Origin of the sequence: Streptomyces sp. NPDC057137 (assembly GCF_042670825.1) — a bacterium.
Lineage (GTDB): Bacteria > Actinomycetota > Actinomycetes > Streptomycetales > Streptomycetaceae > Streptomyces.
The window spans coordinates 22639-49635 of sequence record NZ_JBHUUW010000050.1; the positions used below are offsets into that span (position 1 = coordinate 22639).

Consider the following 26997-nt stretch of genomic DNA (forward strand, 5'->3'; position numbering starts at 1 on the left):
GGGCGAGGCGCGGGGCTTCCGGGCACCCGGTCGGAGGTCTCCGGGTGTCAGCGGCGCGGTTCGATCTTCAGGTCGCCGCTGTTGAACCTGCGGCCCCTGTCACTGTCGAGGAGGCTGTGCGGGAGGCCCGGCTCGATCGCGCCGGCCGCTTCGAGGCGGGCCAGTTGGGCGGCGGTGAACTCGACCTCCAGGGCGCCCAGGTTGTCCTCCAGCTGCGCCGGAGTGCGCGCGCCGATGATCGATGCCGTCACGCCCGGGTTCCGCAGGGTCCAGGCCAGCCCGACCTGACCGGGTGTCCGGCCCAGCTCCGCGGCGACCTCCCCCACGACGTCCGCGATGGAGAGGTTGCGTTCGGTGAGCGCGCCGTTGGCGATGTTGAAGCCCTTGCGGGTGCCGTCGGCGGCGACCTCCGTCGCTGTCAGGTCGGCCCGGCTGTACTTGCCGGTGAGCACCCCGCCGGCCAGCGGTGAGAACGGGACCACGCCCAGCCCCATCTCGCGCGCCATGGGGATCAGGTCACGTTCCGCGGTGCGTTCGATCAGGTTGTACTCGATCTGCAGCGCGACCAGCGGCGACCAGCCGCGCAGGTCGGCGATGGCCTGCATGCGCGACACCTGCCAGGCCGGGGCGGTGGAGATCGCCACGTACAGGACCTTGCCCTGGCGGACCAGGTCGTCCATCCCCCGCAGGATCTCCTCGACCGGCGTCGTGAAGTCCCACACGTGCAGATAGAGCAGATCGAGGTAGTCCGTGTTCAGCCGGCGCAGACTGGTCTCCACCGAGTCGAACATGGTCTTGCGGTGGCTGCCCCCGGAATTGGGATCGCCGGGCCGGGCCAGCGTCGAGTACTTCGTCGCCAGCACGAGGCTTTCCCGGCTGTCACGGGTGAATTCACCCAGCAGACGCTCGGAACTGCCGTTGGTGTACGTGTTGGCGGTGTCGATGAAATTGCCGCCGCGCTCGATGTAGAGGTCGAAGAGTTCGCGCGCGTCGTCCTGCTCGGCGCCCCAGCCCCATTCGGTGCCGAAGGTCGCCGCGCCGAGGGCCAGCGGTGAGACCCGCAGCCCGGAGCGGCCCAGCAGCCGGTAGGTGTCGAGAGTGAGGGACATCGTGTCCTCCTGTGCTTGTGATCCGTTGCCGGGCACAAGGCTGCGACGACCGCGAGCCGGGGATAAGGGAGAGAACTTCCTGGGAAGGCCGGTCCTACCCTCGCTGTAGCATCGAAGGCGATGACTGTCGCCGAGAGCACCGTGGATACGACGAAGGAGCTGGCCGCTTTCCTGCGTACCCGCCGCGAGCGACTGGACCCGCGCGATTTCGGTCTGCCGTCGCGCCGGCAGGCCCGGCGGACCCCGGGACTGCGCCGCGAAGAGGTCGCCGAGCTGGCGGGGATCAGCATCGACTACATCGTGCGGCTGGAACAGGGCCGCGGGCTGCGGCCGTCGGCGAACGTGGTGGAGGCGCTGGCAGCGGCGCTGCGCCTGGCCCCCGACGAACGCGCCTACCTCTTCAACCTGGCCCAGCAGCGTCCCCGTAACGCCGACAGACCCGCCACCACCGCGGCACCGCCACTGGCCCGGCTGGTCGCCGATCTGTCGCCGCTGCCGGCGATGCTGATGAACCACCGTTACGACATTCTGGCCTGGAACGCCGAAATGGCGAGGCTGCTCCTGGATTTCGACACCCTGCCGCCGGCGCGGCGCAATTCGATGTGGCTGTGTCTGATGCATCCGGGGATGCGCGACTTCTACGTCGACCGCGAACGCGTCGTACGGGAGGGAATCGCGCATCTGCGCGCCGCGTGGGCCGCTCATCCGGAGGATCAGGCGCTGACCGACCTCATCACCGAATTCACCACTCATGACGAGGAATTCGCGCGGTTCTGGAACGAGCGGGACATCACGGTGAACGGCCGCGGGCGCAAGGAGATGCGGCATCCCGACGTCGGTACGGTCACGGTGGATTTCGAAGTGCTGATGCCACTGCCGGACCCGGACCAGCGGCTGGTGATCTACCGGCCCACGGACGACGAGAGCCGGTCGGCCCTGGAGCGGCTGTGCCCGCGGTAACACCGAAGCGTCCGTCCACACGCTGAGCAGGACCGCCCCCACCGAGGAGGGCGGCCCTGTGACAGCTGTCGAACCGCTACCGAACGGCTAGGGGGTGTCTTGCCGATCTTGCCGGGCTCGCGGTTCCTGGCACGCACGCTCGCCGCGTTGTCGTCGGTCGGCATGGCTCCGCCATGCCTCCCTCCTCCGCCTTGCGATCGCACGCACCAGACCCCGCTCCCTGATCCGGCCTGATCGACAAGACACCCCCTAGCGCCGCGCGACGCCCTCCGCCCGCGCCGCCGCGGCGACCGCCGACGTCACCGCCGGGGCCACCCGCTCGTCGAACGGGGACGGGATCACGTAGTCCGCCGACAGTTCGTCGCCGACCACGTCCGCCAGCGCGTTCGCCGCCGCGATCTTCATGCCCTCCGTGATGCGCGACGCCCGCACCTGGAGCGCGCCCGCGAAGATCCCCGGGAACGCCAGCACGTTGTTGATCTGGTTCGGGTAGTCGCTCCGGCCCGTCGCCACGACCGCCGCGTACTGGTGCGCGATGTCGGGGTGGACCTCCGGGTTCGGGTTGGCCATGGCGAAGACGAACGCCTCCGGGGCCATCGACGCGATCGCCGGCTCCGGGACCGTACCGCCGGACACGCCGATGAAGACGTCCGCGCCCGCGAGTGCGGCCTCCAGCGAGCCGGAGAGCCCCGCGCGGTTCGTGATCTCGGCCAGTTCGCGCTTGACGTCCGTCAGGTCGTCGCGGTCGGGGCTGACGATGCCCTTGCGGTCCGCGACGGACACGTCGCCGATCCCCGCCGCCAGCAGGAACTTCGCGATGGCGACCCCCGCCGCTCCCGCCCCGGAGATGACGGCGCGCAGGTCGCCGAGCGTGCGCCCGGTGAGCTTCGCGGCGTTGCGCAGGGCGGCGAGCGTCACGACGGCCGTGCCGTGCTGGTCGTCGTGGAAGACGGGGATGTCGAGCCGCTCCTGGAGCCTGCGCTCGATCTCGAAGCAGCGGGGCGCCGAGATGTCCTCCAGGTTGACCCCGCCGAAGGACGGGGCGAGCCGCACGACGGTGTCGATGATCTCGTCGGTGTCGGTCGTGGCGAGCGCCAGCGGCACCGCGTCGACGCCGCCGAACTGCTTGAACAGGATCGCCTTGCCCTCCATCACGGGGAGCGAGGCCTCCGGGCCGATGTCGCCGAGACCGAGCACCGCGGTCCCGTCCGTCACGACGGCGACGACCTGCGACTTCCAGGTGTAGTCGTGGACCAGCTCCGGGTTCTCGGCGATCGCCGTGCACACCTTGGCGACACCGGGCGTGTAGGCGAGGGACAAGTCGTCCTTGTCCCGGACGGGCACGGTGGCCTGGATGGCCATCTTCCCGCCGCGGTGCAGCGCGAACGCCGGATCGAAGGGCTCGTCGGTGGCGCCTTCGGTGTCGCTCTCACTGCGAGGATTCACGATCTCCGCTGCCATGTTCTTGACCCCTTAAGTCTCTTCATCAGTTGAGGGTGTCCACTCCTGGGTTACGGAGGGGTGGGCGGGCACCGCGTACGTGTCCTGTTATCGGCGGTTGGAACGCCGAACAGGAGGAGGTACATACGCGCGGGCGCGCCGCACACGCGCCCTGAGCCCCGGATGAGGGGTGTAGCTGTCCTTCATACCGGACGGGCCGGACGTCCACGACTCGTTTCACAAGCGGTGACATGACTCATAGCGGAGTTTCAGGACACTTCCGCCGCACGACACGAAACCACCCGGAGGGGGAGGACGGACCGGAGATTGTCCGGCCGGTTGAAGGCTCACCAGCAGATGGTCCGGTCTTGGTCTGCCGGCGTGCTGGGACACGAGGGTCACCCGTTATCCGATTTTGACATGACCAGCCCCCTGATCCGACCAGTCCGAATGGCAAGATGCCCTAATCAATCGCACACGGTCGCGACACTCGATGGCGCGTGCCCACCGCGTGGTAATTCCCTCGTCCGCCGGAGGATCCTCATCATGACCGCCAGCTCCACCAGTCGTACCACCGCCGGGAAGTCCCGCCTCGCCGCGGTCGGCGCGATCGCGGTCGCCGGCACTCTGCTGCTGACCGCCTGCGGCGACCAGACCGACAGCGGGAAGAAGGACTCCCCCGCGACCACGAAGAGCGCACCGCTGGCCGACCAGTTGCCGAAGGCGATCGCGGACAAGGGCGTCATCAAGGTGGGCTCCGACATCGCGTACCCGCCGGTCGAGTTCAAGGACGACGCGGGCAAGACCGTCGGTATCGACCCCGACATCGCCGACGCGCTCGGCAAGCAGCTCGGTGTGAAGTTCGAGTTCGAGAACGGCACGTTCGACACGCTGCTCACGGGTCTGCGCTCCAAGCGGTACGACATAGCCATGTCGGCCATGACCGACACCAAGGCGCGTCAGGACGGCGTGGACTCCGAGACGGGCAAGAAGGTCGGCGAGGGTGTCGACTTCGTCGACTACTTCACCGCCGGTGTCTCGATCTACACCAAGAAGGGCGACGACAAGGGCATCGCCGCCTGGTCGGACCTGTGCGGCAAGAAGATGGTCGTCCAGCGCGGCACCGTCTCGCACGACCTGGCCAAGGCCGAGTCGAAGAAGTGTACGGACGGCGGCAAGAAGGCCATCGGGATCGAGCCGTTCGACAACGACCAGCAGGCCCAGACGCGGCTGCGCGCCGGTGGCGCCGACGCCGGTTCGTCGGACTTCCCGGTCGCGGCGTACGCGGTGAAGACCTCGGGCGGCGGCAACGACTTCCAGCTCGTCGGCGAGCAGATCGAGGCCGCCCCGTACGGCATCGCGGTCGCCAAGGGCAACGACGAGCTGAGCAAGGCGCTCCAGGCCGCGCTCGACGCGATCATCAAGAACGGCGAGTACGACAAGATCATCGCGAAGTGGGGCGTCGACGCCGGCGCGGTCAAGGCAGCCTCGATCAACGCCGGCACCTGATCCGCGCCCGGCTCCGAAAGGCAGCATCCGTGTCTGTTGACATAACGAAGTCGGACGGCCCGTCCGACGCCCCGCCGGCGGGACCCGCCGGGCCGGAGGCCATCAAGGCCATCCCGGTCCGGCACTACGGGCGGTACGTGAGCGCGGTCGTCGCGGTCGCGCTGCTCGGGACGATCATCTACGCGTTCTCCCAGGGAAAGATCAACTGGGGCGCCGTACCTGACTACTTCTTCGACGACCGCATCCTCAAGGGTGTCGGCCAGACGATGATCCTCACCGTCCTGTCGATGGCCATCGGCGTGATCGGCGGCATCGTCCTCGCGGTGATGCGGCTGTCGAAGAACCCGGTGATGTCGTCCATCGCGTGGTCGTACATCTGGTTCTTCCGCGGTACGCCGGTCCTCGTCCAGCTCATGGTCTGGTTCAACCTGGGTCTCGTCTTCGAGTACATCAACCTCGGGCCGATCTACAAGGACTACTGGGCCAGCTTCATGACGCCGTTCCTGACGGCGCTGCTCGGCCTCGGCCTCAACGAGGCCGCGTACATGGCGGAGATCTGCCGCGCCGGTCTGCTCTCGGTCGACGAGGGGCAGACGGAGGCGTCGCACGCGCTGGGCATGAGCCACTCCAAGACGCTGCGCCGCGTCGTGATCCCGCAGGCGATGCGGGTGATCGTGCCGCCGACCGGCAACGAAGTCATCAACATGCTGAAGACGACGTCGCTGGTGGCGACCGTGCAGTTCTACGAGTTGCTGAGATACGCGCAGGACATCGGGCAGACGTCCGGCGCCCCGGTCGAGATGCTGTTCCTCGCCGCCGCCTGGTATCTGCTGATGACCTCGGTCCTGAGCATCGGTCAGTACTACCTGGAGCGGCACTACGCGCGTGGCTCGCTGCGCACCCTGCCGCAGACCCCGTTCCAGAAGGTCAAGGCCAATCTGCTGTCCCTGGGCCGCCCGAACGGAGGCACCGCATGACCGCCATCGCGAAGACGACGAACGGCGCGACCGGGAGCGGGACCGCGATGGTGAAGGCCGAGGCCGTACACAAGTCGTTCGGCGCCGCGCACGTGCTCAAGGGCATCGACCTGGAGGTCGCGCCGCGCGAGGTCTTCTGTCTGATCGGGCCCTCCGGCTCCGGCAAGTCGACCTTCCTGCGGTGCATCAACCATCTGGAGCAGGTCAACGCCGGACGGCTGTACGTCGACGGCGAGTTGGTCGGCTACCGCCAGAAGGGCGACAAGCTGTACGAGCTGCGCGACTCCGAAGTCGCCCTGAAGCGCCGGGACATCGGCATGGTTTTCCAGCGCTTCAACCTCTTCCCGCACATGACGGCCATCGAGAACATCATGGAGGCACCGATGCAGGTGCGCCGTGAGACGAAGGCCGTCGCCAGGGAGCGGGCCGAGAAGCTGCTGGACCGGGTGGGGCTCGCGGACAAGGCCGACGGCTATCCGTCGCAGCTCTCCGGCGGCCAGCAGCAGCGCGTGGCGATCGCCCGCGCGCTGGCGATGGAGCCGAAGCTGATGCTCTTCGACGAGCCGACGTCGGCGCTCGACCCGGAGCTGGTGGGCGACGTCCTGGACGTGATGCGGGATCTCGCCGAGTCCGGCATGACGATGATCGTCGTGACGCACGAGATGGGCTTCGCCCGCGAGGTCGGCGACGCGCTGGTGTTCATGGACGACGGGGTGGTCGTGGAGTCGGGCCATCCGCGCGAGGTCCTGACGAATCCGCAGCACGAGCGGACGAAGTCGTTCCTGTCGAAGGTGCTGTAGAAGGTGCTGCAGAAGCGGTGAGGAGGGGTGCCACGGACCACGGAGTCCCTGACACCCCTCCCCCCTTTCGCCTATTTCAGGGCGAGCATCAGCGAGTCCGACGGCGAGGACCAGACCGGGCGCGCCTCGCCGAAGCCCGCGTCGGTCAGTGTCTTCGCATGCCATTCGGCGGAGGGGGTGTCGCCGTCCGCGTGCTCGCCGTAGATCGCGAACCGCTCGGCGGTCGGCCCCGCGAGCACCGGGTCCTTGCCGGCGAGGTCCCACCAGTCGGCCCAGTCGAGGGCGCCCGCGGCCTTGGCACGGTCCATCTCCCGGTGCCGGTGGGCGCGTTCGGCCTCGTTGATACGGGGCGTACTCGGGTCGCTCATGTGGTCGGCGTTCATGAAGACGCCGCCGGGCCTGACGAGGCCGGCGACCTGTCCGTACAGCACGGCCAGCGGTTCGCTGTGCAGCCAGTGCAGCGCGGTGGCGGTGAGGACGGCGTCGTACGAGTCGTACGGCAGCTTCGCCGTCCAGTCGGGGTCCTTGAGATCGGCCCGCACCAGCGTCAGGCGGGTGTCGCCGGCGAAGTAGCCGTCGGCGATGGCGAGCAGCGCGGGGTCGAGGTCGACGCCGGTGCTGGTGGCCGCCGGGAACCGCTGGAACAGCCGGTCGGTGATGCTGCCCGTGCCGCAGGCGAGGTCGAGCACCCGCGGTTCCGGGCCGACCAGGGCCTCGACCATGTCGAGCATCACCCGGAAGCGCTCCTCGCGGTCGGGCATGTACCACTCCTGCTGGCGGTCCCAGCTGTCCTGCCAGGCCCGCCAGTCGGCCCGTCCGGGCGCGTTCGCCGCCACACTCGCCCCCGTGCCCGTGCCCGTGTCCACCATCGGAACCCTCCGCTCCGTAATACCCTGTACGCAAGACCAGCTATTACGCCGACCCTAGACCGCTGCCGTAAGGACTACAAGTGGAACTGGCCTCTTACTCGGACCACGCCGTACGCCTGGTCAACACCGAGGAACCGGCCCGCGGTACGGACACGCTGACCTCGGTCGAAGCCGTCCGCGCCCTCTTCGGCGAATCCACCCAGGCGTCGCGCCGCGCCACCGACGCGGACGTCACCCGCTTCCGCTCCGTACGGGGCCGGCTGCGCGCGATCTTCGCGGCGGCAGACGGGGGCGAGGCGACGCACGCCGTCGACCTGCTGAACTCGCTGCTGCTGGAGTTCCCCGTCAGCCCGCAGATCTCGGGCCACGACTTCCTGGACGACGAGGGTCATCCGCGCTGGCACTTGCACCTGGCCGAGCACCCGTCCAACGCCACGGCCGGCTTCGCCGCGATCGCCGCGATGGGCCTGGCGTTCCACCTGACGGAGTACGGCGTGGACCGGCTCGGCCTGTGCCAGGCCGCGCCGTGCCGTAACGCCTACCTCGACACCTCGACCAACCGCTCGCGCCGCTACTGCTCGGACCGCTGCGCGACCCGCGCCAACGTGGCCGCCTACCGGGCCCGCAAACGCCTGGAGACGGAGCGGTCGGACAGCACGGGCCGCAGCGCGGAGAAGGCCCACGCGACCGCACCGGCCACGGACCGCTGATCCTCGGCACGCGGGCGGTAACGGCCCCGGACCCGGCCGAGCACCAGCTCGCCGGGGACGGCGCCGAACACCCGGCTGTCCCCCTCGGCGCCCGGATTGTCCCCGAGCACCCACCATCCGCCGTCGCGTCGCTCGACCAGCCGCTTCACGATCAGCAAATCCTGCTGGAGCGGATGTTTCAGTACGGCGATGTCACCGGCCTTCACCGGTGCGTGGTAGTGCACCAGCAGCTGATCGCCCTGTTTGAGGGTGGGATACATGGACGGTCCCGACACCTCCGCGATCCCCAACAGCGCTCTCGGCTCGCGCCCGTGCTCGGTCATCCGGCACCTCCCGGTCCCACGGTACGTTCCGCCGCCAGTCCCATTCCGACCCTGGACTTTTGTCCTAAGCCCTAGGGGGCACTCGCGAAATCCGGCTTCTCACGGAGTAATGTCCCACCTGAGAAGACGATCACGAGGAAGGACAGCTCAATGCTCTCCCGCCTGTTTGCCCCCAAGGTGAAGGTCAGCGCCCACTGCGACCTCCCCTGCGGCGTGTACGACCCCGCCCAGGCCCGCATCGAAGCCGAGTCGGTCAAGGCCGTCCAGGAAAAGATGGCGGGCAACGACGACGCGCACTTCCAGGCCCGCGCCACGGTCATCAAGGAACAGCGCGCCGAGCTCGCCAAGCACCATGTCTCGGTGCTGTGGAGCGACTACTTCAAGCCCCCGCACTTCGAGAAGTACCCGGAGCTGCACCAGCTGGTCAACGACGCCCTGAAGGCGCTGTCGGCCGCGAAGGCCTCGACGGACCCGGCGACGGGCCAGAAGGCGCTGGACTACATCGCCCAGATCGACAAGATCTTCTGGGAGACGAAGAAGGCTTGATCTGTGCCTGGGCCGTCTGACCCGCACTTTCGCGGGTCGCACCGCCTACCGGTCCGCACCCGGTCCGCAGGCCGCCGAGAACGGCGTCCATGACGGAGCGGGTGCGGTCCTCTTCGCCCGGCCACAGGTGCGCATCGGTCTTCCAGCGGCGGTAGTTGAGGGTTTCGCCCTCCTCCGTCGTGAACAGCCATTCCTTCGACGGCCGCGCGGCGAGATGCCCGAGGAGCGCGTCGACGACGACCGTCCGAGACCTTCGGTCCGAGCAACTCCCCTACGCGCAAGCCTGATCCGGCCAGTACGGCGATCGCGGCGCGTAGGTATGCTGGCATGACGTCGGCCATTTCCTGGACCTGTGCGACGGTGGGCGGCGCGGCCTCGCCGTCCGAGACGGGCGGGAGAGTGATCCGCTTTCAGGGGCTCGCGGCGATGACCTTGTCGTCGACCGCTGCGCGTGTGTGCGGTGATCGCCCCCCGTCGTCCCCGTCGCGAGCTACCTCCGCGCGGGGTCGCTCGACGAGGACAGCGTCGTGCGCAGCCGGTACCTCTCCCCGCTGTACTCGACTGTCGACGCCAGCACAGGCCGCTGGTCGGGCGTTTGGATCGTCTGATCGAGGACCAGCACCGGGGCTCCCACCGCCAGTTCCAGCTGGGCCGCGAGTCTTTCGTCGGCGGTCCGGGCCTCGATCGTGGCCTCGGACCGGCTCAGTTCCACTCCCTGGGCGCGCAGTTCCTCGAAGAGCGACGCGGAGCTGAAGTCCTTCGTGGCGAGGGACGGCGCGAGGTCGGCGGGAATGACCGTCCGGTCCACGGCGATCCGTACGTCGTTGAGAAGGCGCACCCGCTCCAGACGCAGCAGGGGCGTTCCCGCCGGCACACCGAGCCGGTCCGCCTCGTCGAGCGAGGCGGCCTCCACGATCTGACGGAGCACCAGGGAACTCGGCCGCATGTGCTTGCGGTGGGCCGTCGTCGTGAACGACTCGAGATCGTTGGGCCATTCACGTGCGGCCACGGGCTGGGCGACGAACCAGCCGCGGCCGTGCGAGGCGCTCAGGACCCCTTGGTCCACCAGACGGGACAGAGCCTTGCGGAGCGTCACACGTGAGATGTCCAGCTGGGCGCAGAGTTCCCTCTCCGGCGCCAGCTTCTCACCGGCCTTCAGTTCCTGACTCTCGATCCGTTCGAGTATCGATTCCGAAGCCTGTTTCCACAGCGGATCAGAACCGCGGACGCGCCGGGGTGCGCGGGTCGGAACGGCGTCGATGCCCATCGGTGAACCTCCAGCGGTCAACGGAAACCGTACCACTGCTTACCACTCACCCTGCGCCCAGCAAGGGACCACTGCTCGACTCATACAATTTCAAAGCCAACATGAGACCACCATTGACCACTTGCCTTCCACTGCATACCTTGACCGAGGACAGCGCCCCGACGGCCTCGCCGCAGGAGGGCGCATTCCGTCCGTGTGTCCCGCCGCGTCCGAAGTCCGCGGGGCCGGCAGCAGGAGGACTCACTGATGCATCGCTTGGGCAGATTCGGTGTCGGTGCCGCGAGTGCGGTAGCCCTGGCACTCGCGGCCGGCTGTACGACCGGGGGCTCTTCGTCCGCCGGTTCGGACGACGGCACGATCACTCTGCAGACCAACTGGACGACGGGCGGACAGGAGAGTGTGCCGCTCAAGGCCGCCCTCAAGGGCTTCACCGCCAAGACCGGGATCAAGGTCAAGGTCCTGGAGAACGGCGACGACCTCAACCAGGTCTACGAGACGTCGCTCCTCGCCGGCGACGAGGCGGACGTCCTTCTCGTCGGCCTGCTGGAGAAGCAGCTCGACTGGGTGAAGAACGACGCGGTCGTTCCCGTCGAGGACTACGTCGAACAGTGGAACCTGACCGATTCCCTGCCCACCCAGGCGGTCGAGGACTGGACCGACGCCGATGGGCACCTGCGGGGGCTGCCGTACGCGGGCTTCCACTGGCCCTGGTGGTACAACAAGTCGATCTTCGACAAGCACGGCATACCGATCCCCACCACCACCGACCAGCTCATCACCGCGGCCGGGAAGCTGCGGGCGGCGGGCGTGGGGCCGGTCGCCGTCGGCGGCAACGACTGGTCGGGACAGAAGATCTTCCTCCAGATCATGGAGAGTTACCTCCCCGCCGCCGAGGCGAAGAAGGTGTTCGCCGAGGGCGACACCTGCGACAGCGCGGGCGCGATGAAGGGGATCGACCTCTTCGTGAAGCTCCGCGACGCGGGCGTATTCGTCGACGGTGTCGAGGGACTCACCGCCGATCAGGCGTCGGCGCTGTACCTCAGCGGCAAGGCCGCCGTCGCGCCGGTGGGCTCCTGGGGCTATCTCTCCGCGGACGAGAAGACGGCCGAGGCGACCACGCTGGGCGGCCTTCCGGCGGTCCCGGGCGGCACCTACGCCAAGCCGACCGCCTATGAGGGGTCGACCTCCGCGGGGTGGTGGATCAGCCCCAACGGCAAGGGCAAGCTGTCGTCGGTGCAGAAGCTGATCCAGTACATGTACCAGCCGTCCGTGCTGCACGACATGGTCGTGAGCGGCGGGGTCGTTCCGGCGACGAAGACCGAGGTCGACACCACCGGTCTCACCTCCCCCCTGCTCAAGCAGTCCCTCACCACGTTCCCCAAGGGCGTGGACTTCACCGTGATGCCGGATCTCCACGTGCCGGCCAATGTGGCCAACCCGCTCTACCGGGCCACCTCCGTCGCCTACACCAAGGGCAACGACGCCAAGAAGATCTGTTCCGCCGTCGACGCGGTGTACAAGGCCGCGAAGTAGAGGTGGCGGCCGCACACACCCTCGTGTGCGGCCGCATCACAGGAAGGTGCCCCCGGGTGTCGACAACCCAACTCACCCTGCCCGCCGGGCAGTCCCCGCTCTCCGAAGCGGCGGATTCAGCGCCCGTGGCAGGCCGCCGTCGCACTTGGCGCGAGCTGGCGCCACTCGGCTTCGCGCTGCCGGCTCTCATCTGGTTCCTGGTCTTCACCGCCGGCCCCCTGGTGAGCCTGTTCTACTTCTCACTCACCGACTGGCGTGGTCTGATCGCCCCCCGCACCTTCGTGGGACCGGACAACTTCGAGCGGCTGCTCTCGGACCCGGTCTTCCACTCGGCGATCTACAACACACTGATCCAGCTGGTGATTTCACTGCCCGTCGTGATCGGTGCGGCGTTCATGCTCGCGTACTATCTCGCGCTCAACCCGCCCGGACACCGGTTCATCCGCGCCGTGCTCTTCACCCCTGTCCTGCTGTCGGCGCCCGCGCTGGCCATGGTCTTCGTCGGCGTCTTCGCCCCTTCGGGCCTCGTCAACGGCTTCCTGACCGCCGTCGGGCTCGGCTCAACGGCGAAGCCCTGGCTGGCCGACTCCTCCACCGCCTCGGTCGCCGTGATGGTGGTCATCATCTGGTCTTCCGTGTCCGTCTCGGCCGTCCTGCTGTCCTCCCGTCTGAACGCGGTACCGACCGAGCTGTTCGAGGCGGCGGAACTCGACGGCTGCGGTCACTGGCGCCGTATGTGGAGCGTCGCCTGGCCCGTCTGCCGCAGTTACGTCGGTGTGGTGACGATGCTCCAGTTCCTCTGGACGCTCTTCTCCTCCGCGGCCGTCGTACTCCTCCTCACCAGGGGAGGGCCGGGCACCTCCACGGTGAACCTCTCCTTCCTCGTCTACGACTACGCCTTCAACCAGTCCAAGGTCGGCTACAGCCAGGCCATCGCCGTGATGCTGTTCGTCGTGGGCGTGCTCGGGCTGCTCGGAATCCGCCGCCTCTTCCGGCAGAACTACTGAAAGGGGACGAGCGATGACACGCGCCGCCACGCGGGCCTCCACGCGCGCCGCCACGCGGGCCGCCGGCCCGCTGCGTAGAACAGGGCCGCTGAAATATCTGGCACACGCCGGGGTATGGCTCTACGTCGGTCTCCTGATCGTGCCCCTGTACTACCTGCTGATCTCATCCTTCAAGAGCAACCTCAGCATCATCAACGACCCGTTCTCGCCGTTCACGGGCCTGGACACAGGCAACTTCGGCAAGGCCATGCGGAACGCGACCCTGGGCCCCGCACTCGTCAACCAGGCCTACATCACCGTGGCCGCGAACGTACTGACACTGGTACTCGCCCTGCCCGCGGCCTTCGCTCTGGCACGCTCCAAAGGGCGGATCGGCGCCGCGATCGAGCGGATCTTCTCGCTGGGCTTCCTCATCCCCGGATTCGCCGCACTCGTCCCCACGGTCCTGCTGTCGATATCGCTCAACCTCTTCCACACCCGCGAGTTCCTGATCGTCTTCCTGCCCGCCAGCGCGATGCCCCTCTCGGTCATCCTGCTGACGCAGGCCATGCGGACCATCCCGGCGGAACTTGAGGAGTCGGCCTCCCTCGACGGTGCGGGAAGCTGGCGGCTGCTCCGGTCGGTCTACCTCCCCCTGTCCATGCCGGCGGTCGTCGTCGTCCTCATCCTCAACTTCCTGTCCTTCTGGAACGAGTACTTCTTCAGCCTCGTCATCACCGGACCGGACACCGCCGTACGGACGGCACAAGTGGCCCTGCCGACACTGTCGATGGCGAACGCCTCGCAGTACGGGGTGCTCTCCGCGGGCATCGTGATCACCCTCGTTCCCGTCTACATCCTCTACGCGTTCTTCGCCGACAAGATGGAAGGTGCGGTGCTCGCAGGTGCCCTCAAGGGATGACACACGCAAAGGCCCGAAGGCACTGGTCGGCCACCTCGGGTACGGTCCCGGCCCGGCCGTCGCCGCCGTGATCGCGGTACCCGCCGGTTCCGGCGCGCCCGAGGTGACCCTGCTCGCGCGGGACGGTCCGGCACCCGACCGACGGCTCGAACCGGGACCCGTCGAGTCGGTCGCCGGGTGGACCCTCGGGCCGTACGCCCGCGTCGAACTGCCGACCGACCTCGCGCCGGGCCGGTACGTCCTGCGCATGGTGGACGACGGAGGCCGGGCCACTCTCTCGGAGCCGTTCGAGATCTCCGCGGACCGCCTTCAGCGTCAGACGATGTCCGACGTGCTCGCCTACTTCAAGGCCATGCGCTCCAGCGGCGAGATCGACCGCAAGGACCGGGCGGCGGCACTGTGGGGGGACGACAGCGGCAAGCGGGTCGACGCCCGAGGGGGATGGCTCGACGCGAGCGGCGACACGAGCAAGTTCCTCAGCCACCTCACGTACACGCGCACCATGAGCCCCCAGCAGATCCCGCTCTGCGCCTGGGCCATGATCGCGGCCCGTGACGCCATCGCCGCCCACCACCCTGATCTGGTCGCGTCGTTGAGTACCCGGCTGCGCGACGAGGCGCTGTGGGGTGCGGACTTCCTGGTGCGCTTCCGGGCGCCCGAGGGCTACTTCTACACCGGCATCTTCGACGCGCTGACCAAGCGGCTGGAGGAGCGTGTGGTGACGGCACCACTCGCCGAATGCGTACGCACCGATCGCTACCAGGCCGCCTACCGCCAGGGCGGCGGCCTGGCCATCGCGGCCCTGGCCCGCGCTTCCACCCTCGACGACGAAGGCGATTTCTCGCGCGAGACGTATCTGCGCACCGCCGTGGAGGGCTTCACCCATCTGGAGAAGCACAACCTGTCGTACCTGGACGACGGGACCGAGAACATCATCGACGACTACGCCTCTCTGCTCGCCGCCGCCGAACTGGTCGCGGCCGGTGCGGACACCGAGGCAGGGGCGCATGAGGCCGCGCGGCGACGGGCGCGATCACTCCTCGGCCGCTACGTGAGGCCGCAAGAGGGTCCGGGCTGGTTCGTCGCGGACGCCGAAGGGCGACCGTTCTTCCACGCGGCGGAAGCCGGACTGCCCGTCCTCGCGCTCCTGCGATTCGCCGACGCCCTGCCCGGCACGCCGGAGGCCGGTCGGGCTCGGGAGTTGGCCGTCGAAGCGATGCTCGACACACTGGAACGTACCTACGCCGTACCGAACCCCTTCGGCTATCCGCGTCAGCGGGTTCGGCCGCTCGGCGGGACCGACCGGGACGCGTTCTTCTTCCCGCACGCCAACGAGACCGGGTACTGGTGGCAGGGCGAGAACGCCACCATCGCCTCCCTGTCCGCCGCGGCCTCGGCCTGTGCCGTGACCGGCGGCGTCACCGACGAGCAGCGCCGCGACCTGGCCGCGTTCGCCGACGACCAACTCGCCTGGATCACCGGCCGCAACCCCTTCGACGCCTCGATGATCCATGCCCGCGGACGCAACAACGTCCACTACTCCTCGGACTTCCCCAACCTGCCCGGCGGCATCGCCAACGGCATCACCTCGGGCTGGAGCGACGAGAACGACATCGCGCTCCTGCCGCCCGACGCTCCCGCGAGCGAGACATGGCGGTGGGCCGAGCAGTGGATCCCCCACACCGGGTGGTTCCTGCTCGCCGTCGCATCCGCCCGCTGATCACCGCGCTCGCGCCCACCCCGTACCGGGGCGCACGAAAGGAACCATCACCATGCCCGTAACCCGCATCACCTTCCGCGAGGGGCAGGCGGCCCAGCCCGAGGCTCTGGTACGAGTGGCCGAGCACGTGAGGGGACGGCTCACCGAGACGGACCTCGGCCGGGTCGAGCGCCCTCTCTTCACGGGGATCGGTGCCTCGTACGCGGCTCTGGCGGTGCCCGTCGAGATCCTGCGCGGCCGGAGCATCGCGGCCCACCGGGTGCTCGCCGACGAGATCACGGAGAACACCGGCGCGTTCGGCGGCATCGACCTGCTCGTCGGGGTCTCCCAGAGCGGGCGGAGCGCCGAGACGATCGCCGCGTTCGAGGCGATGGCGCGGGTCCCGCACATCGCGGTGCTCAACGTCGTACCCTCGCCGCTCGACCGGCTCGCGCAGCTCACTCTCGATCTGGGCAACGAGCCCGACTCCTTCGCCTCCACGACGGGCTTCACCGGTACGGTCGTGGCCCTCGATCTGCTCGCGGACGCGCTCTCACCCCGCCCCGCCACTCCGGACGCCGCTAGGACTCACGGTCCGGCCGGCGTCTGGGCGGACATCGCCGCCCAGGTCACCGCGACGGCGCGGCACGCGACGGAGGTCATCACGGCGCTGAGCGTCCGTGCCGCCCGCTGTGTGGCCGCCGACGTCGTGGCCTCCGGGGCCTCGCGCGCCGCCGCGCAGGAAGGGGCGCTGCTGCTACGGGAGGTGGCCCGCCTTCCCGCCACCGCCTCGGCCACCAGGAACTATCTCCACGGCGAGATGGAGTCGGCGGGCCGGACCCTGCACGTGGTCCTCGGAGACGGCCGGGAGATCGAACTCGCCCGCTCCCTGGCGGCCGCGGGACATTTCACCCTGCTGATCACCACCCTGCCGGTGCCCCCAGAGGAGCACCTGAGTGTGATCACACTGCCCGTCACGCCTCCGGCCGTACGTGTGGTTCTGGAGACGGTGGCGCTCCAGGAGCTCTCCGCGGCGCTGTCCGACGAACGCGGCGTCCCCATCGAGTCGTTCGTCTTCGCGAACGACGACACCAAGCACGGCGGGCTGGACCCCGCGGACTTCGAGAACGCCTCGCCGCTGCCGAACGGCGCCCCGTGATGGCCGGCCTCCTGGTCGGAGTCGATGTCGGCGGCACCAAGACACATCTGCGCGCGGTGACTCGGGCTTCGGCGGGCGCGGCCCCGGAAGTGATCCACGATGTGATCGTGCCCTCCGACGGCTGGTCCGCGACGCCGGTCGACATGGCGGCCCGATGGCTGGTCGAGCGACTGGTGGACGTTCTCGGAGCTGCCGTGCCGGAGATCGCCGCGGTCGCGGTGGGGGCACAGGGCTGTGAGGACAGGGAACACTGCGCTCGGCTGGGCGGGGCCCTACGAGCCCGGCTCGGGGTGCCGGTCACGGTGGTCAACGATGCCGAACTCCTGCTGCCGGCGGCGGGGTTCGGCCGCGGTACCGGCATCGTCGTCGGTACGGGATCCATCGGCGTCTCGTCCGACGGCGAGGGCAACACGCTCAGGGCGGGCGGCTGGGGCTGGGTGCTCTCCGACGACGGCAGCGCCTCCGCGCTGGTTCGCGAGGCGGCGCGCGCCGTACTGGTCCGGGTGGACCGGGGGCACGGTCCCGGCGTCCTCGGCCGGCACCTTCTCGCCTCGGTGCGGGCGCCCGACATCGAGGCACTCGTCCTCCGGCTGAGCTGGGGGGACGGCCCCGAGCACTGGGGCCGGCACGCGCCCTGCGTGGTGGCGGCGGCCGAAGCCGGCTCCGAGGAGGCGCGCACCGTGCTCGACGACGGGGCACGGGGCATCTGCGACCTGGTCACCACACTCGCCGACCGTGGCGCCCCGGTCCATGACCTCGTCTTCGCGGGCGGCCTGGTGACCCAGGTGCCCTCGTACTGGCAGGCCATCCGCCACGGACTTACCGTACGGCTCCCCGACAGCCGCCCCGTCCTGCTGACAGAACCTCCCGTCGTCGGCGCGCTGGCCCTCGCCGGCGCGGCGGCCGGAAGTGCGCGGCCTGACCAACGTTGAACTGCGGGATTGCCGGCCGGTTCGCTTCGGAGCTTTCCCCCGGCCCATCAACAGGACCTAGATGTCCTCGCAGATCTCGCGGGCCCTCGCCAGGTCCTTCTTCACCCGGGCGTCGAAGTCGAAGACCTGGGCGTGACGGTGCTGTGCCCGGCTGAGGGAGTCCGAGAGGGACTTGTACGCCGGGTCGCCCGCGGCCGCCGCGGCGGACAGGGTGATGGCTCCGCTCCAGCGGTTGAGGGCCATCAGGCCCTCGTTGCCCTTCGCCGAGTACTTCGACTCGTCGAAGCCTGCGAGGGCGTCGCAGGCGCCGCGCGCGTCGGTCGCCGGGCCTGTTTCGGACGCGGTTCCGTCCCCGGTGATCGCCCAGGCCGCGCCCACTCCCGCTGCGCCCAGCAGCAGTCCGGTCGTCAGGGCTGCCACCAGCAGGCCCGTGGGGCGGGGTGCGGCGGCGATGGTGGGGGGACGGGTGGGTATGGGTGGGGCGGGTGGCTCCTGCTGCATGGTTCTGACCGTACCGGGCGGGTCGGTCTCGGCGAAGGGGTGGGGTGGGGTGGGAGTCGCCAACTACCCGCGCCACGGCTGTTCTTCGGGTACCGCGATGTCGCCGGGAGTCGGGGAGGCGTGGGCGAGGCGTCGGCGAGGCCGTCCGGAATTCGGCCCATCCTCTTCGCGTCGGGTGCGTCCGTCGGTCCACCCATGACGGCGTACCTGAACTAGCTCATACGGCCGGTTACGGAATCGGACGGTCCACGGGCGGGAGAAATGTGCGCGGAGCGCGCATGGGTGGGAGAAGGCCGGGCACACGTCGCGTCGGCGAGCCCCCCGTTCGCCGATCCGGGAGGGGATCAACATCATGTCCATGTCCACCCAGTTCACGAGAACCGCCGAACCGCTTACGGGGCCGCGTGTCGGGGAGCTCCCGTGGATCGAGGACGCGGGGAAGGTCGCGCCGCGCGACGCGCGGGAGTTGTCGAAGGTGTTCTTCGAGCAGCTCCAGGTTCTTGAAGAGGGCACGCACGAATACCAGTACGCGCGCAACACGCTCATCGAGATGAACCTGTCGCTCGTGCGGTACGCCGCCCAGCGGTTCCGTAACCGGGACGATCAGCTGGAGGACATCGTCCAGGTCGGGACGATCGGGCTGATCAAGGCCATCGACCGGTTCGAGCTGTCGCGCGAGGTGGAGTTCACCTCGTTCGCCGTGCCGTACATCGTCGGTGAGATCAAGCGGTTCTTCCGCGACACCAGTTGGGCCGTGCATGTGCCGCGCCGGTTGCAGGAGTTGCGGATACAGCTCGCGCGGGCCAAGGACCAGCTCGCCGTGCGGCTCGACCGGGACCCGACGGTGCGGGAGTTGGCCGAGCATCTGGAGCTGAGCGAGGAGGAGATCGTCGAGGGGCTGATCGCCGCCAACGGCTACAACTCCGACTCGCTCGACCTGCCCGCCGACTCCGGTGGGGGCGCCCCGGGCAACAGCGGCGCGTCCGTCGCCGACTTCGTGGGCGCGTGCGATCCCGCCATGGAGCTGGTCGAGGACTTCCAGAGCCTCGCACCGCTGCTGAGCACGCTGGACGAGCGGGAACGTCAGATCCTTGAGCTTCGCTACGGGCAGGAACTGACCCAGTCGCAGATCGGCGAGCAGTTCGGCGTCTCCCAGATGCAGATCTCCAGAATCCTGGCCCGGACGCTGGCCAAGCTCCGGAACGGCATGCTCACCGAGAGCTGAGCGAGGAGCCCGACCCGGCCGCGCCGCCGACGCCGCGCAGCAGGGTGTCGACCACGAGCGTGGCCAGCGCGTCGACGTCGCCGTCCGCCGAGCCTTCCGGCGCGTCGTCGGCCGAGCCGTCCGCCGGGTCGTCCGTGCGGTTCTGCGCCGCCTCGTGGATCAGCGCGTAGTACACCTGGCGGACCCAGAGCAGGTCGGCGTCCTGACGCAGGACGCCGGCCTGTCGCGCGCGCAGGAACAGGCTGTCGCAGCGCTCCAGTACGTCGGCGTGCACCCGTGCCACCTCCGGGTCCTGCGGCGCCGCCCCGCTCATCGCGAAGCCCCAATCGATCTTCACGCGCAGCACGTTGGCGGTCACCTGGTAGAGGGTGACCAGCGGCGGAGCCGTAGCCGGGGCGCCCACCACCGCTTCGTGGAACTGCCGCGTCGCCCACGCGATCAGCGCGTCGACCAGGGCCTCGCGCGTCGCGAAACGCCGATGGACCGTCGTACGGGCGACCCCCGCCGCCTCGGCGATCTGCTCCATCGTCGCCGCCGGATTGGCGCTCAGTACGCGCTCGGCGGCGGTCAGGATCGTCTGTACGGTCCGCTCGGCGTCCGCCCGCAAGGGCTTCGGCTTCTTCTGTTCAGCCATGGATGAAGACTACGGGGTGGTTGCTCTTTCTCTCCTACTTGCTACATCGATGTTGCATGTTCTAGAGTTTTCGCATCGTCGAAGTCTCGCCTCTCGGAGCATCGGAGTACGCAATGGATCTGCAACTGGCCGGCAAGACAGCCGTCGTCACCGGCGCGAGCCGCGGCATCGGTCTGGCCGTGGTCACGACACTCGTCGCCGAGGGCATGCGCGTCGTGGCCGCCGCCCGGACGCTCACCCCCGCGCTCAAGGCCACGGGCGCGCTCGCGATATCGGTCGATCTCTCCACGGCCGACGGCCCGGCCCGGCTCATCGAGCAGGCCAGGGCCGAACTCACCGACATCGACCTGCTGGTCAACAACGTCGGCGGGGGCGACAGCGTGGACGGAGCGACCGGCGGCTTCCTCACCTTCACCGACGAGCAGTGGCAGGAGATGTTCGACCTGAACTTCCTCGCCGCCGTACGCACCACCCGCGCCGCGCTGCCCCCACTCGTCGAGCGCCGCGGCGCCGTCGTCAACATCTCGTCCAACGGCGCCCGTACGCCGCACGCGGGCCCCGTCCCGTACACGACGGCCAAGGCCGCGCTGACCGCGTTCGGCAAGGCGCTGGCCGAGGAGTTCGGCCCGCTCGGAGTGCGGGTCAACACCGTTTCGCCCGGCGCCGTACGCACGGACATGTGGGAGAGCCCCAAGGGTTACGGTGCCGCCCTGGCCCGGTCGATGGGCGTGGAGCACGAGCAGCTCGTGGCCCAACTCCCGGCCGCCATGGGGATGGTGACGGGCCGGCTGGTACGGCCCGACGAGGTCGCCGCCCTCGTCGCGTACCTCGCCTCACCCCTCGCGGGCAGCACCACCGGGACGGACCACCTCATCGACGGCGGGGCCGTCAAGACCGTCTGAGCGCGTGGAGTGGGGCCGGATCACGCGATCACCGATCACCGATCACTGATCGCGGCGGTGCACCGCACACACGGCCACCACCGCCGCGACCGTCGCCCAGAGCGCGTACACGGCCCACGCCCCCGTGGTCGTCCAGGGGAAAGGGACCGCTGACGGGTCGTACCCGATGTCGACCAGCCGGGTCCACGCGCTGACGGGCATCGCGTGACCGACCACGGCCCCCCAGTACCGGTCGTCACTGAGGACCAGGGGCAGCACCAGCAGCAGCGCCACCACGCTCACCACCGCGCCGGCGCTGTGCCTCAAAACGGCGCCGAGCGCCACACCTGCCAGCGCGCTGACCGGTGCCAGCAAGGTGGAGGCGACGACGATACGCAGCGCGCCGGGATCGCCGATCGACACCCCGGCGCCGCGTGCGCCCAGGATGGCCTGGGTCAGCCAGAACGAGACCCCGGCGGCGACCGCGCCGAACACGGTCATCGCGGCCGTCAGGACACACACCTTGGCCGCCATCAGCGAGCGGCGGGCCGGTACGGCCGCGAAGACCGCCCGGATCTGGCCGGTGCTGTACTCACCGGTGATCGCGAGAGCGCCCACGGCACCGGCGACGAGCATCATGACGATGCCCGCGTTGGTCGTGCAGACGTACATGAAGGCCATGCCGTCGGTGACGAAGTCGGACCTGCTCCGGGCGTCGTACTCGTGCCAGTAGCGGTAACGGTCGTACGCGGCGCCTCCGTTGAAGGCGATGACGACCAGTGCGCCGATCACGTAGGACCACACGGTCGAGCGCAGGGAGCGCAGGGTGAGCCATTCGGCGGCCAGGAGGTCACGGAAGCGGGGGCGGGGTTCGGGTGGGACGGGGCTCGCGGTGGAGCGCGGCGTGGGCGTCGTCGGCGCCGTGGGCGCGGTGTGCAACGTGTTCCTGGTCATCGGGGGTCCCCCGCTCCGTACTCGACACTTTCGGCGGTGAGTTCCACGAACGCCTCCTCCAGGGACGAGGTGACCGTGGTCAACTCGTGCACTCGTAGCCGGTGTTGGAAGGCGAGGTCACCGATGCGGGCCGCGTCGGGCCCGGTTACCGTGAGCAGGCCGCCGTCCTCCTGGCGTACGACCGCGCCCTCGTCGCTCAGCGCGGCGGCCAGTGCGGCGGTGTCCGGCGTGCGTACGGACACGTACCGCCGGGCCCCGCGCGCGGCGAAGTCCTTCAGGCTCTGCGCCGCGATCAGTTCGCCCCTGCCGATGACGACGAGTTGATCGGCGGTGTGCTCCATCTCGGTCATCAGATGGCTGGAGACGAACACCGTGCGCCCCTCGGCGGCGAGCCGCCGGAACAGCCCCCGCACCCACTTCACCCCCTCCGGATCCAGGCCGTTGAGCGGCTCGTCGAACAGCAGCACCGGCGGATCGCCGAGGAGCGCGGCGGCGATACCGAGCCGCTGCCTCATCCCGAGCGAGAATCCCCCGATCCGCCGCCGGGCCGCGGCGCCGATGCCGACCTCCCCCAACACCTCGTCCACCCGGCCGCGCGGGATGCGGTTGCTGCGCGCCAGCGCCGCCAGGTACGCGGTCGCGGTGCGCCCGCCGTGCACATCGCCCGCGTCGAGCAGCGCGCCGACGTGCCGCAGCCCGCGCGGGCGGTCCCGGAAGGGTCGGCCGTCGACGGTGACCGAACCGCCGGTGGGCTCGTTCAGGCCGAGGATCATCCGCAGGGTGGTGCTCTTGCCGGCTCCGTTGGGTCCGAGGAACCCCGTGACGAGTCCGGGGCGGACGCTGAAGCTGAGGTCCTTGACGGCGGTGGTGCCGCCGTAGCGTTTGGTCAGTTCGTTGACTTCGATCACCCGGCCAACGGTGGCGGCGCGCTCCCCCGTGTGTCGTCGGACCGGCGCCGACAATCCCGCCAACTGCTGTCGGCCACGGGTGTACAACCACGGTCCGATGACCCGCGCGGACCGCGTCGTTAGCATCGGCCCATGACCGCCATGCTGCCGTTGCCCCTGCTCAAGCGCGTACGTCCGAGCACCTGGACCGCCCTGGCCTGGGGCGCGGGCATGGTCTTCACCTTTCTCATGCGGCTGAGGCTGCCCGGCGAGGAGGCGGCGACGGTCATGGCCGGAGTCGTGTTCTACCGGTGGGACGGCCTGGTGATGATGGCGGTCGGCACCGGGCTGGCGCTGTGGGGGTGCAGACTGCTGGCCCACCGGCCGGTGGCGGCGATGGGCCGGCTGCTCGCCGCTTCCGTCGTGGCGACGACTCCGCTGAGTGTGGGCGAGATTCCGCTCGCGCAGTTCCTCGCGGTCGATGTCGCGCTGTATGCCGTCGCCGCCACCCGGCCACGCCGGACCGGTCTCGTCGCCCTCGCGATGGCGCTCGGCACACTGGTCGGCTATCTGACCGTGCGGTTGGTGTGCGGGTGGAACGTCGGTACGTCGGCCGAGTTGGCCGTCGCGATGACCGCCGCCATCGCCTGGCTCATCGGCAACTCGACCCACCAGGCACGCGAGTACGCCGAGAAGTCCCGCGTCCAGGCGGCGGCGCAGGCGGTCACCGCCGAGCGGCTGCGGATCGCGCGCGAGATGCACGACTCGGTCGCGCACAGCATCGGCATCATCGCCCTCCAGGCGGGCGCGGCGGCCCGTGTCATCGAGACGCAGCCCGTCGCCGCGCGTGAGGCGTTGGGCAGTATCGAGACGGCGGGGCGCGAGACGCTGGCGGGGCTGCGCCGGATGCTCGGCGCGCTGCGGCAGGCGGAGCCCGAACTCCCCCAACACGCCGAGGGGTTGGCGTACGGCGACGGTGCACCCCTTGGCCCCGCGCTCGATCCCGCCCTCGGTCCCGCCCTCGGTCTCGCGGACGTCGACCGGCTGGCCGCGACGACGACGGCCGCCGGGGTCCGCGTCGATGTGCGGTGGCACGGCGAACGGCGCCCGCTGCCGCCGGAGATCGACATCTCGGCGTACCGCATCATCCAGGAGGCGGTCACCAACGTCGTACGCCACGCGGGCACCCCGTCCTGCCGCGTCACCGTCGACTCCCGGACCGACGAACTCTCCATCGAGATCACGGACGACGGACGCGGGGACGGACGCAGCGGTAAGGGCCAAGGCTGGGGTCTCGTCGGCATGCGCGAACGCGCGACGCTGCTGCACGGCGACTTCTCGGCCGAACCCCGCCCCGAGGGTGGCTTCCGGGTGACGGTGCGGCTGCCGCTGCCGGTAGGGGCCGGCGCGTGAGCGCCCCCGCGCCCGTACGCGTCGTACTCGCCGACGACCAGCCCCTCGTCCGCGCCGCGCTGCGCATGGTCATCACCGACGCGCCCGACCTCGACGTCGTCGGCGAGGCGGGCACCGGCGCCGAGGCCGTACGGCTGGCCGCCGAACTCGCCCCCGACGTCGTGGTGATGGACATCCGTATGCCCGGCACGGACGGCATCAGCGCCACCCGGCAGATCACCGCGGGTCCCGGCACCACGCATGTCATCGTCCTGACGACGTTCGACGAGGACGACCACGTGTACGGCGCGCTGCGCGCGGGAGCCGCCGGTTTCCTCGTCAAGGACATGGCGCTGGACGACATCCTCGCCGCGATCCGGGTGGTCGCGAGCGGCGACGGCCTGATCGCGCCGAGCGTCACGCGCCGCCTGATCAAGGAGTTCGCGGGCCGCCCCACATCGCGCCCCGCCCGGCGCGCGGTCACCGGCATCACCGACCGGGAGCGCGAGGTCCTGGTCCTCGTCGGCAGTGGTCTGTCCAACACCGAGATCGCGGCCGAGCTGTCCATCAGCGTCGCCACGGCCAAGACGTATCTGACCCGCCTGCTGGCCAAACTCGACGCCCGCGACCGGGTCCAGCTCGTCATCCTGGCGTACGAGACGGGGCTGGTGGCCCCGCCCGGCTGAGCGGCGCTCCGCGAGGGCGGGGCGGCGCGCCCCGTTTCGTACCCTGACCTGGTGCGTATATCGGATGAGTCGGACGACCCGGTTGGGCCAGACCTGAAGACGGGCTCCGCAGCGGAACGGGAAGCGGAACGGGAAGAGACAGTCTCCGGTGTCACCGTCTGGCGCGCCATGAGACAGCCCCCGCAGCGCTTCCTCCTGTCGGGCTGGCCCTGGCGCGCGTGGGCGTTTCTGCTCAGCGGCGCGCTCACCGGCCTCGCCTCCGTGGCCGTTCTGACGGCCCTGGCCGTCTTCGGCGTCATCCTGTCCGTCATCGGCGTGGGCCTCGTACTCCTCCTGGCCGCCACGGTGTTCGGCATCCCCGTGGCCGCGCTGGAGCGGCGCCGGCTGCGGCTGGTCGAGCCGGTGCCCGTCCTGGACCCGCACCGTTCGCTCCCCGGCGCCGGCCGCCGGGCGCGGCTGGGCGCCCGGCTGCGGGAGCGGTCGACCTGGCGCGAGCTGGGATACGTCGTGGTGTCCGGCGTCGTCTTCGCGCTCGCCGGGTTCGGCGTCGCGATCGGGCTGACGTTCGCCGTCGTCCTGACGGCGGCGCCGCTCATCGTCCGGGCCGTGGCTCCGGACAGCGTGATGCTCATCCCGGGACAGGCGATCGAGAGTCCGTCGCACGCCCTGCCCGCCACCGCCGCCGGACTCGTCGCCCTCGCCCTGTGCGCGTACGCGGCGGGCCTGCTGGCCGGGGCGCAGGTCAGGACGGCGGTGTTCCTGCTGTCGCCCCGCGACGAGGAGCGCCAGGTCGTCGAGCTGACCCGGTCGCGCGCCCGGCTGGCCGACGCGTTCGAGGCCGAGCGGCGCCGTATCGAGCGTGATCTGCACGACGGGGCGCAGCAGCAACTGGTCGCGCTCACGATGACGTTGGGGCTGGCCGAGCTGGAGCTGCGGGAGAGCGGGTCGCCCACCACGGAGTTGGTGTCGCGCGCTCGCGGCGAGGCGCGGCTCGCGCTGACGCAACTGCGTGACCTGGTGCGCGGTATCTATCCACAGGTCCTGACCGACCACGGCCTCGACGCCGCCGTCGCGGAGATCGCGCTCCGCAGCCCGATCCCGGTCGGCGTCGACATCGACCTGCCCCGCCGGCTGCCCGACGCGGTGGAGACGGTCGCGTACTTCACGGTCACCGAGGCGCTGACGAACGCGGCCAAGCACAGCGACGCCAGCGAGATGTCCGTCGTCGGCAGGCTGCGGAACGGCCGGCTGACTCTTGTGATCACCGACAATGGCAGCGGCGGGGCGGTCCCCGCCGCCGGCGCGGGTCTGCAGGGTCTCGCGGACCGTGCGGCGATCTTGAAAGGCAGGCTGGTGGTGTCCAGTCCGGTGGGCGGCCCGACGAGGGTCCGGATGGAGGTGCCGTGCTCCGCGTAGTACTGGCGGAGGACTCCGTACTGCTACGGGCGGGGCTCACCGAGCTGCTGACCCGTGGCGGACACGAGGTGATCGCCGCCGTCGGCGACGCGCAGGCGCTGGCGCGCGCCGTGGACGACGCGCGCCCCGCCCTCCCCGACCTCGTGATCACCGATGTCCGGATGCCGCCGGGCCAGCGCGACGAGGGGCTGCGGGCCGCGCTGGAGCTACGGGCCCGGCACGCCGGGCTGCCGGTGCTCGTACTGTCGCAGTACGTCGCGACCGCGTACGCGACCCAACTCTTCGGCGGCGCGGGCGGATCGGAGGCCGCCGGGCTGGGCTATCTGCTCAAGGACCGGGTCGGCGAGGTCTCCGAGTTCCTGGACGCGATGCGGCGGGTGGCCGACGGGCAGACGGTCATCGACCCGGAGGTCGTACGGGTCCTGCTCGTCCAGCACGCCCGGAACCGCCCGCTGCGCCGGCTCACGCCGCGCGAGCGGGAGGTCCTGGGGCTGATGGCGGAAGGGCTCAACAACCAGACGATCGCGGGGCGGTTGACGGTCACGGAGGCGTCGGTGGTCAAGCACGCCGGGAACATCTTCATGAAGCTGGACCTCGACCCGACGGAGGGCAACCGCCGGGTGCTCGCGGTGCTGGCGCATCTGCGCGGCGAAACGGCGTAACGGTGCGGCTGATGGGTG

Annotated in this window: 27 protein-coding genes and 1 pseudogene; 18 read left to right on the plus strand and 10 right to left on the minus strand. The window is 69.9% G+C overall.

The genetic code is table 11. The features are described from left to right. Positions 1-47: 47 nt before the first annotated feature. Positions 48-1109 (minus strand): aldo/keto reductase, encoded by a 1062-nt coding sequence (locus ACFT9I_RS29730; RefSeq protein ID WP_382569274.1) that lies wholly within the window; start codon positions 1107-1109, stop codon positions 48-50. Positions 1110-1229: 120 nt separating this feature from the next. On the opposite strand from ACFT9I_RS29730, the gene ACFT9I_RS29735 reads away from it, so the two are divergent. Then, a complete protein-coding gene (locus ACFT9I_RS29735) occupies positions 1230-2069 on the plus strand; it encodes a helix-turn-helix transcriptional regulator (RefSeq protein ID WP_382569276.1) in 840 nt (279 codons plus the stop codon). 249 nt (positions 2070-2318) lie between these two features. Here ACFT9I_RS29735 and ACFT9I_RS29740 read toward each other — a convergent pair whose 3' ends face one another. Further along, on the minus strand, positions 2319-3530 hold the full coding sequence (locus tag ACFT9I_RS29740; RefSeq protein ID WP_382569278.1) for an NADP-dependent malic enzyme: 1212 nt from the start codon (positions 3528-3530) through the stop codon (positions 2319-2321). Between the two features lie 525 nt (positions 3531-4055). Between ACFT9I_RS29740 and ACFT9I_RS29745 the strand changes: the two genes are divergently transcribed. The 3 genes from ACFT9I_RS29745 to ACFT9I_RS29755 are packed head-to-tail and all read left to right on the plus strand — an operon-like array spanning position 4056 to position 6795. Continuing rightward, the gene (locus ACFT9I_RS29745; protein WP_382569280.1) at positions 4056-5018 is read left to right on the plus strand and encodes an ABC transporter substrate-binding protein; all 963 of its coding nucleotides are present in this window, start codon (positions 4056-4058) and stop codon (positions 5016-5018) included. A 29-nt stretch (positions 5019-5047) separates the two neighbouring features. Then, a complete protein-coding gene (locus tag ACFT9I_RS29750) occupies positions 5048-5995 on the plus strand; it encodes an amino acid ABC transporter permease (protein ID WP_382569282.1) in 948 nt (315 codons plus the stop codon). Beyond that, positions 5992-6795 (plus strand): amino acid ABC transporter ATP-binding protein, encoded by an 804-nt coding sequence (locus tag ACFT9I_RS29755; protein ID WP_382569284.1) that lies wholly within the window; start codon positions 5992-5994, stop codon positions 6793-6795. The genes ACFT9I_RS29750 and ACFT9I_RS29755 overlap by 4 nt, the downstream gene beginning before the upstream one ends. A gap of 71 nt (positions 6796-6866) precedes the next feature. Here ACFT9I_RS29755 and ACFT9I_RS29760 read toward each other — a convergent pair whose 3' ends face one another. Beyond that, complete coding sequence (locus tag ACFT9I_RS29760) at positions 6867-7664, minus strand: class I SAM-dependent methyltransferase (protein ID WP_382569286.1); 798 nt, start codon at positions 7662-7664, stop codon at positions 6867-6869. Between the two features lie 80 nt (positions 7665-7744). Between ACFT9I_RS29760 and ACFT9I_RS29765 the strand changes: the two genes are divergently transcribed. Next, a complete protein-coding gene (locus tag ACFT9I_RS29765; RefSeq protein ID WP_382569288.1) occupies positions 7745-8374 on the plus strand; it encodes a CGNR zinc finger domain-containing protein in 630 nt (209 codons plus the stop codon). Here the strand turns inward: ACFT9I_RS29765 and sodX are convergent. After that, positions 8278-8697 (minus strand): nickel-type superoxide dismutase maturation protease, encoded by a 420-nt coding sequence (sodX, locus tag ACFT9I_RS29770; RefSeq protein WP_382569290.1) that lies wholly within the window; start codon positions 8695-8697, stop codon positions 8278-8280. The two genes, ACFT9I_RS29765 and sodX, sit on opposite strands and share 97 nt — an antisense overlap. A 150-nt stretch (positions 8698-8847) precedes the next feature. Between sodX and sodN the strand changes: the two genes are divergently transcribed. Then, positions 8848-9243, plus strand: coding sequence for a superoxide dismutase, Ni (gene sodN, locus ACFT9I_RS29775; RefSeq protein WP_167027254.1), 396 nt, complete (start codon positions 8848-8850; stop codon positions 9241-9243). Positions 9244-9253: 10 nt separating this feature from the next. On the opposite strand, the pseudogene ACFT9I_RS29780 reads toward sodN, so the two are convergent. Beyond that, positions 9254-9692: pseudogene (locus tag ACFT9I_RS29780) on the minus strand (site-specific integrase); the annotation flags it as partial. Positions 9693-9733: 41 nt separating this feature from the next. Then, positions 9734-10510, minus strand: coding sequence for a GntR family transcriptional regulator (locus ACFT9I_RS29785; protein ID WP_382569292.1), 777 nt, complete (start codon positions 10508-10510; stop codon positions 9734-9736). A gap of 246 nt (positions 10511-10756) precedes the next feature. Between ACFT9I_RS29785 and ACFT9I_RS29790 the strand changes: the two genes are divergently transcribed. Genes ACFT9I_RS29790 through ACFT9I_RS29815 form a run of 6 tightly spaced genes read left to right on the plus strand, consistent with a single transcriptional unit; the run spans position 10757 to position 17741 of the window. Continuing rightward, positions 10757-12043, plus strand: coding sequence for an ABC transporter substrate-binding protein (locus tag ACFT9I_RS29790; RefSeq protein WP_382569294.1), 1287 nt, complete (start codon positions 10757-10759; stop codon positions 12041-12043). 56 nt (positions 12044-12099) lie between these two features. Further along, the gene (locus tag ACFT9I_RS29795; RefSeq protein WP_382569296.1) at positions 12100-13050 is read left to right on the plus strand and encodes a carbohydrate ABC transporter permease; all 951 of its coding nucleotides are present in this window, start codon (positions 12100-12102) and stop codon (positions 13048-13050) included. A gap of 13 nt (positions 13051-13063) precedes the next feature. Then, positions 13064-13951: a carbohydrate ABC transporter permease gene (locus ACFT9I_RS29800; RefSeq protein WP_382569298.1), complete on the plus strand. Its 888-nt coding sequence runs from the start codon at positions 13064-13066 to the stop codon at positions 13949-13951. Continuing rightward, positions 13935-15671: a glycoside hydrolase family 9 protein gene (locus ACFT9I_RS29805; RefSeq protein ID WP_382569300.1), complete on the plus strand. Its 1737-nt coding sequence runs from the start codon at positions 13935-13937 to the stop codon at positions 15669-15671. Before ACFT9I_RS29800 ends, ACFT9I_RS29805 begins: the two co-directional genes overlap by 17 nt. A 52-nt stretch (positions 15672-15723) precedes the next feature. Beyond that, a complete protein-coding gene (locus ACFT9I_RS29810; protein WP_382569302.1) occupies positions 15724-16809 on the plus strand; it encodes an SIS domain-containing protein in 1086 nt (361 codons plus the stop codon). Then, entirely contained in the window at positions 16809-17741 is a 933-nt protein-coding gene (locus ACFT9I_RS29815) for an N-acetylglucosamine kinase (RefSeq protein ID WP_382569304.1), read from the plus strand. The genes ACFT9I_RS29810 and ACFT9I_RS29815 overlap by 1 nt, the downstream gene beginning before the upstream one ends. Before the next feature lie 57 nt (positions 17742-17798). Here ACFT9I_RS29815 and ACFT9I_RS29820 read toward each other — a convergent pair whose 3' ends face one another. Next, positions 17799-18242: a hypothetical protein gene (locus ACFT9I_RS29820; RefSeq protein ID WP_382569306.1), complete on the minus strand. Its 444-nt coding sequence runs from the start codon at positions 18240-18242 to the stop codon at positions 17799-17801. Between the two features lie 352 nt (positions 18243-18594). Between ACFT9I_RS29820 and ACFT9I_RS29825 the strand changes: the two genes are divergently transcribed. Next, on the plus strand, positions 18595-19467 hold the full coding sequence (locus ACFT9I_RS29825; protein WP_382569308.1) for an RNA polymerase sigma factor SigF: 873 nt from the start codon (positions 18595-18597) through the stop codon (positions 19465-19467). Here ACFT9I_RS29825 and ACFT9I_RS29830 read toward each other — a convergent pair. After that, the gene (locus ACFT9I_RS29830; RefSeq protein ID WP_382569310.1) at positions 19454-20101 is read right to left on the minus strand and encodes a TetR/AcrR family transcriptional regulator; all 648 of its coding nucleotides are present in this window, start codon (positions 20099-20101) and stop codon (positions 19454-19456) included. The genes ACFT9I_RS29825 and ACFT9I_RS29830 overlap by 14 nt on opposite strands. A gap of 113 nt (positions 20102-20214) precedes the next feature. Here ACFT9I_RS29830 and ACFT9I_RS29835 point away from each other — a divergent pair, with 113 nt between their 5' ends. Next, the gene (locus tag ACFT9I_RS29835; RefSeq protein ID WP_382569312.1) at positions 20215-21003 is read left to right on the plus strand and encodes an SDR family NAD(P)-dependent oxidoreductase; all 789 of its coding nucleotides are present in this window, start codon (positions 20215-20217) and stop codon (positions 21001-21003) included. Positions 21004-21045: 42 nt separating this feature from the next. Here the strand turns inward: ACFT9I_RS29835 and ACFT9I_RS29840 are convergent, their stop codons facing one another. Then, entirely contained in the window at positions 21046-21936 is an 891-nt protein-coding gene (locus tag ACFT9I_RS29840) for an ABC transporter permease subunit (protein WP_382569314.1), read from the minus strand. Then, positions 21933-22844, minus strand: coding sequence for an ATP-binding cassette domain-containing protein (locus ACFT9I_RS29845; RefSeq protein ID WP_382569316.1), 912 nt, complete (start codon positions 22842-22844; stop codon positions 21933-21935). The genes ACFT9I_RS29840 and ACFT9I_RS29845 overlap by 4 nt, the downstream gene beginning before the upstream one ends. A 132-nt stretch (positions 22845-22976) precedes the next feature. Between ACFT9I_RS29845 and ACFT9I_RS29850 the strand changes: the two genes are divergently transcribed. The 4 genes from ACFT9I_RS29850 to ACFT9I_RS29865 all read left to right on the plus strand — a co-directional run bounded on the left by ACFT9I_RS29850 (position 22977) and on the right by ACFT9I_RS29865 (position 26979). Then, the gene (locus ACFT9I_RS29850; protein ID WP_382569319.1) at positions 22977-24236 is read left to right on the plus strand and encodes a sensor histidine kinase; all 1260 of its coding nucleotides are present in this window, start codon (positions 22977-22979) and stop codon (positions 24234-24236) included. Next, a complete protein-coding gene (locus tag ACFT9I_RS29855) occupies positions 24233-24901 on the plus strand; it encodes a response regulator (RefSeq protein WP_382569321.1) in 669 nt (222 codons plus the stop codon). The genes ACFT9I_RS29850 and ACFT9I_RS29855 overlap by 4 nt, the downstream gene beginning before the upstream one ends. A 168-nt stretch (positions 24902-25069) precedes the next feature. After that, positions 25070-26317 (plus strand): sensor histidine kinase, encoded by a 1248-nt coding sequence (locus ACFT9I_RS29860; RefSeq protein ID WP_382569323.1) that lies wholly within the window; start codon positions 25070-25072, stop codon positions 26315-26317. Beyond that, entirely contained in the window at positions 26305-26979 is a 675-nt protein-coding gene (locus ACFT9I_RS29865) for a LuxR C-terminal-related transcriptional regulator (protein WP_382569325.1), read from the plus strand. Before ACFT9I_RS29860 ends, ACFT9I_RS29865 begins: the two co-directional genes overlap by 13 nt. Positions 26980-26997: the final 18 nt, after the last annotated feature.

Coding starts and splice junctions, on each gene's coding strand:
- ACFT9I_RS29730 (WP_382569274.1), bottom strand. CDS start 1,109: ATGTCCCTCACTCTCGACACCTACCGGCTGCTGGGCCGCTCCGGGCTG.
- ACFT9I_RS29735 (WP_382569276.1), top strand. CDS start 1,230: ATGACTGTCGCCGAGAGCACCGTGGATACGACGAAGGAGCTGGCCGCT.
- ACFT9I_RS29740 (WP_382569278.1), bottom strand. CDS start 3,530: ATGGCAGCGGAGATCGTGAATCCTCGCAGTGAGAGCGACACCGAAGGC.
- ACFT9I_RS29745 (WP_382569280.1), top strand. CDS start 4,056: ATGACCGCCAGCTCCACCAGTCGTACCACCGCCGGGAAGTCCCGCCTC.
- ACFT9I_RS29755 (WP_382569284.1), top strand. CDS start 5,992: ATGACCGCCATCGCGAAGACGACGAACGGCGCGACCGGGAGCGGGACC.
- ACFT9I_RS29760 (WP_382569286.1), bottom strand. CDS start 7,664: ATGGTGGACACGGGCACGGGCACGGGGGCGAGTGTGGCGGCGAACGCG.
- sodX (WP_382569290.1), bottom strand. CDS start 8,697: ATGACCGAGCACGGGCGCGAGCCGAGAGCGCTGTTGGGGATCGCGGAG.
- sodN (WP_167027254.1), top strand. CDS start 8,848: ATGCTCTCCCGCCTGTTTGCCCCCAAGGTGAAGGTCAGCGCCCACTGC.
- ACFT9I_RS29785 (WP_382569292.1), bottom strand. CDS start 10,510: ATGGGCATCGACGCCGTTCCGACCCGCGCACCCCGGCGCGTCCGCGGT.
- ACFT9I_RS29790 (WP_382569294.1), top strand. CDS start 10,757: ATGCATCGCTTGGGCAGATTCGGTGTCGGTGCCGCGAGTGCGGTAGCC.
- ACFT9I_RS29800 (WP_382569298.1), top strand. CDS start 13,064: ATGACACGCGCCGCCACGCGGGCCTCCACGCGCGCCGCCACGCGGGCC.
- ACFT9I_RS29810 (WP_382569302.1), top strand. CDS start 15,724: ATGCCCGTAACCCGCATCACCTTCCGCGAGGGGCAGGCGGCCCAGCCC.
- ACFT9I_RS29815 (WP_382569304.1), top strand. CDS start 16,809: ATGGCCGGCCTCCTGGTCGGAGTCGATGTCGGCGGCACCAAGACACAT.
- ACFT9I_RS29820 (WP_382569306.1), bottom strand. CDS start 18,242: ATGCAGCAGGAGCCACCCGCCCCACCCATACCCACCCGTCCCCCCACC.
- ACFT9I_RS29825 (WP_382569308.1), top strand. CDS start 18,595: ATGTCCATGTCCACCCAGTTCACGAGAACCGCCGAACCGCTTACGGGG.
- ACFT9I_RS29830 (WP_382569310.1), bottom strand. CDS start 20,101: ATGGCTGAACAGAAGAAGCCGAAGCCCTTGCGGGCGGACGCCGAGCGG.
- ACFT9I_RS29835 (WP_382569312.1), top strand. CDS start 20,215: ATGGATCTGCAACTGGCCGGCAAGACAGCCGTCGTCACCGGCGCGAGC.
- ACFT9I_RS29840 (WP_382569314.1), bottom strand. CDS start 21,936: ATGACCAGGAACACGTTGCACACCGCGCCCACGGCGCCGACGACGCCC.
- ACFT9I_RS29850 (WP_382569319.1), top strand. CDS start 22,977: ATGACCGCCATGCTGCCGTTGCCCCTGCTCAAGCGCGTACGTCCGAGC.
- ACFT9I_RS29860 (WP_382569323.1), top strand. CDS start 25,070: ATGAGACAGCCCCCGCAGCGCTTCCTCCTGTCGGGCTGGCCCTGGCGC.